This window comes from Xenorhabdus sp. IM139775 (genome assembly GCF_028598745.1).
In the GTDB taxonomy this organism is placed as follows: Bacteria; Pseudomonadota; Gammaproteobacteria; order Enterobacterales; family Enterobacteriaceae; genus Xenorhabdus.
The window spans coordinates 1-4,721 of record NZ_JAQRFK010000118.1; the positions used below are offsets into that span (position 1 = coordinate 1).

Annotated in this window: 2 protein-coding genes; both read right to left on the reverse strand. The window is 37.5% G+C overall.

Features of this window, described 5'->3' with window-relative positions:
• Positions 1–360: 360 nt before the first annotated feature.
• Positions 361–3,273 (reverse strand): AMP-binding protein, encoded by a 2,913-nt coding sequence (locus PSI17_RS15830; protein ID WP_273552883.1) that lies wholly within the window; start codon positions 3,271–3,273, stop codon positions 361–363.
• A gap of 175 nt (positions 3,274–3,448) precedes the next feature.
• Positions 3,449–4,378: a DUF6445 family protein gene (locus PSI17_RS15835; RefSeq protein ID WP_273552884.1), complete on the reverse strand. Its 930-nt coding sequence runs from the start codon at positions 4,376–4,378 to the stop codon at positions 3,449–3,451.
• Positions 4,379–4,721 lie beyond the last annotated feature (343 nt).

The following is a 4,721-nucleotide window of genomic DNA, read 5'->3' on the forward strand; positions in this document are numbered from 1 at the left end:
CGCCGATTGCACTTAATATGTTAATTCAGCCCTACCATTTTGACAAGCTATTTAGCATAATTAACCCCCTGTTTAATTAATTATGATAATAAATGAAATGCATTGGAAAATATGTAATTATCTTCAATAGAACAGGTCTTATATTGTTAACTCTAGCGGCGATAGTATAAATATCAGGTTCAACACGTAACTGCCGTCACTAAAAAAACATCCAAATTATAGAGATAATACAATTGTAATATTAAATCGAATTTAGAAATTTTATCTGCAATCGAACATCCATAACGACCTAAAAAAATAACATAAAAAGCAGATGAAGATTTCCAATATATACATTTTAAAAAAACTTATATACATATACTAAAATGAATCTTTCACAATAAATGAAGCTAGGACTGACGTATACTTAATACGCTTTGAATCTAATACAATATGAGATTTTTTCTCTTGAAGAGAGTATGAATGTTTCATTTGCTCCCAATGATATCTAACTGCAACGAAAATATCAGGGAACATTTTTTCCAAATTAGATTGATTCTTATCCTGAATAGCATGAAGCCATTCGTCAACCTCAACAGCCTGGATATTAACACCTAGAGAAGAAATCATTGAAAATACTTCATCAAATAAATACAGTTCACTATCTGCAGGTTCGAGAATGCTTGTATCAGATACCAAAGGGGTGGTGGCAGCATGGATGACACTATTCGAGAGTATATCAACCGGTACACCATAAAAGGCTTTCAGCTCCTTCGGGTATTTCCCTAAAAGACAGCAAAGTTTCAGATAACGAACAATAAAATCATTAGAATTCGCATACCCTCTCTCCGAATGACCCGTTATTCGACCAGGTCTAATGATCAAGCCTGAGAGTCCCCTCGAGAAAGCATCATTCATCACTTTCTCAGCCGCACGTTTGGACTGAGCATACCCTCCTGTATCTGCTAATTCTACAGCCGAACGGGAAGATATATAGATAAAGCGTTTCGGAACGCCGAAAGAAGCCAATTCGGCTAACTTGAATGTTGATAACACATTAGATTGGCGTAATGAGTCATAGTCATACGCACTATTAATATGAGCTCCACAGTGAATAATTAGGTCAGCGTCAACAATGGCTACAGCAGCCTCACCTGTTTCGCTTATAGGACCAGCGAGATCAAGCGGAACCACTTCAATTCTCTTTTGCCATTGCGGGTTCCATGTGCCAGCTTTTCTCATTCTGGATGTTAGTCTCTTAATTTGCACCTCAAGATCTGATGATCGAACTGTACATGTTATAAATGCAGATGTTCTCGCAAGTAAATCTTCAAGAATTAATGAGCCTAAAAAACCAGTGCCACCAGTCAAGAAAACCTTTTCCGGAAAATACTCATTCCAGATAAAAGGGGGATATGTTATATGGGATAAGGATATTTTTTCTTCAGTCTCCAAGAGCGGTGCTTCTGTTTGTTTCAGGAATGTACTTATTGAGCGTAGTTTTTCCGCCACTCCAGCAACTGTTGGCATATCAATAAAATCTTTAGATTTGAAAGCCGTTTCAAAAATCGTTCGAAGTTTCTCAATAAATCGTATTACATCCAACGAAGTTCCACCGAGAGCGAAAAAATCGTCGGAACGTCCAACCTGCTCAACCTGAAGAATCTCTAAGAAAATTGCAGTAATACGCTCTTCTAAAGCATCTTCAGCAGGTTTAGACTTATTGTATTCTAATTCTTCTAAAACAAGAGTGACGAGTTTTCTTCGATCAAGCTTCCCATTTTGGTTAGTGGGCATTGAATCAACTAAATACCATTTAGACGGCACTAAATGACGAGGAAGTGATTTGAGTGCATGTTCCGACAATTCTGCCACAGTAGGGTGAGGTTGGTTAGGTTCAGGGAAGATATACGCCGCTAGACGGGTTTTACCATCATTATTTAACTTTGCCGCAGCAACCTGACGTATCGAGCTAAACAGACTGAGAACCCGTTCGATTTCAGATAAATCAACTCTACGACCATCAATCTTAACTTGGTCGTCTTTTCGCCCTTTAAGGGTAAGTTGTCCGTTGTGATCTTTAAAGCCAATGTCTCCCGTTAAATATCGCCTTTTTCCATCAGCACCGCTGGAAATAAAGGAGGCGGCTGTGGCATGTGGATCGTTTAGATAACCACATGAGACACCAACTCCGCCAATGACAACTTCTCCGACAACATAGTTGGGAACAGGCTCAAGATTTTCGTCTACGATTTCAATTTCAACACCAGGCAGCGGCCATCCAACCGTAATTTCATCACCTGCCCGAAGGGGGCTTGTCACTGTTGCACATATGCTGGCTTCAGAAGGACCGTAAGCATTATATAGTATTCTATCATTAGCCCACCTCGTTAATGTAGTAGGCGAAAACGGCTCGCCAACAAGCACTATTGTTATTCCTGTTGGGATGCGTTTTGGATCTGCAGTTTCTAGCACTGTTGGAGTGAGTACAAGATGTGTAATGCCATTGAGAAGAATAAAATTTTCTAATAGTGACCCAATGAGTGGTTCTCTATTTTCAGGTATCACTACAGTTGCACCACTTAACAAAGCGAGTAGTGGCTCAGCAATTGCGGTATCAAAACTCAAGGAAGCCGCCCATGCAATACGAGATCCTATTTCCAGTTTATAATGATGTATTAATCCAAGGATGATGTTTACCAAGCCTGAATGGTACAACCCGACACATTTAGGTGTTCCTGTCGAACCAGAGGTGAACATTATCGACGCCAGCCTATCCGTTTCCGAGTTTAATTCTTCATCAGCTGAGAGTTGAAACTGCTGATCAAGCATATCATGAAGCTCGTCGCGTTTTAACGCTTTAACAAACTTAAATGAAAAAGAATTATTCGCCAGAATGTCACTGCCGATAATGATATCTAAGTTTGCTATTTGCTCTTTATGCTTAATTTGTTCTAAAGGAGTCTCCTCGTCAATAATTAATACAGATGCTCCAAATTTCCAACATGCCAGAAGATATACTAAGAGTGGAAGATCTTTTTGTAAAACGAGGCCTACACGTGAGTCTTTCTCAATATTAGTCAGCATTAGTGAATTAGCACAACTCCTTGCCAAAGAATACAGTTGCAAGTAGGTCAAAGGAACATCTGATATCAGGCATGCAATATTTTTTGGTGACCTATTTACTACTTTAACAAACGCCTGCCAAATAGATTTTATAACCACCTTGTCATTGCAACTCATTAAACATTCCAATTTCTCTGCCTCCTGAAAATAAATATTTCTTTCCCGCATAAATACTCCTTCAAAATTGTAATCTGAGCTAAATTAACAATAAAATTATTTCGTTCCAATCAGACCTCAACGACCTGATTAGAATTTCAGTCAATCTCAATTTTTTTAATATATAAATAAATACAGTCTGTTATCTTCATCAAAATAAATCTTTAAAAGGTTACATCGGTGTGAATCATTGATTCCCGTTTTCCACAGGAAAATTTATCCAGTTCATCATAGTCAACCGGCGTTCAGAGAGTTTTTCTCCGAACCAATTTGGATCCCAGCTTACACTATGAAGATTCCAAGTCGGATGTAGTACCAGACGGTTAAATGCCATATCAACCTGATCTACGATTTCCCAAACCTGATTTGACTCTGTTAAGTATCCAAATGTCGGGGGATTTTCGTTCATTATTGTTTTCCAAACAGCCTCAAATCCCTTTTCCGTGATAACCTGCCCCTCACACGTGTTGATAACATTATCATGTACCCAAGATTTGCTATGTCCAGCTCGCAATTCCTCGTAAATTTTTCCATAAATGATTCCATAAGAACGCGTTTCCTTCAAAATTTGGCAAAGCCTCTTTGGAAGACCTGATGTGGCAGGAGGAATAGTTTCGATTCCTGTTTGTCGGTGCCGGACGAACACAGTTCCGCCACGAGACTGTTCAGGTAAGGATAAGTACAGAACTGATGCCAGAAAACCGATAGAATCTACATGCGGGTTTTTTGCCCATGGCGCTTCGTTAAATGGCATAGTGATTGCCCCAAATCGCGTTTGCAAGAACCATGACGACCACTGATCAGCTTTCATATTCGGAAGTACGGCTGGAAAGCCATAGTTATTGTAATCCAAACCTATAACGGGCTCAATATACTGGCGTGTAATAAACTCCTCAATTTTTTTCCTATCCAAAGATGCTGCTGCCTGTATACCCGGCCAGTAATCACCAGGTAAAGGCTTATCATAATTAAGTGATAATGCAAATTTTCGTACTTCTTCTGGACATTTCAAAAAATTATCAATAATCATGACAGGAATATTATCATTACCTATTCTTTTTATCTGAATAGACATGTCTTTGATAGCATTAATTTCAAGTAAACTATTCACTTTCATTTGTCTCTCCCTTTTTAAAACTATAAATTTTCATATTGAGTTTTTAATTAAATCGCTCCGTCATAAACAATCTATATTTTCCAAAAAAATATCTATTAATTGAATTAAAAAATTAAATCAAAAGCCATTTTACTGTTATTTTTACATGCTATTTTTGTGATTTTAGTTATTTGATAAAGTTTATTTACACTTGCAAGGAAGTTTTATTATTGTTAATTTAAATCCAATTATTCTTATAAAAATAAGATATATGCCAAATTAAATCCCTTCATAATTTAAACCTCGAATATTTAATTAATCTTACTGAAATCATAATTATTTTTGCCAGTGAAACAAGCTAATA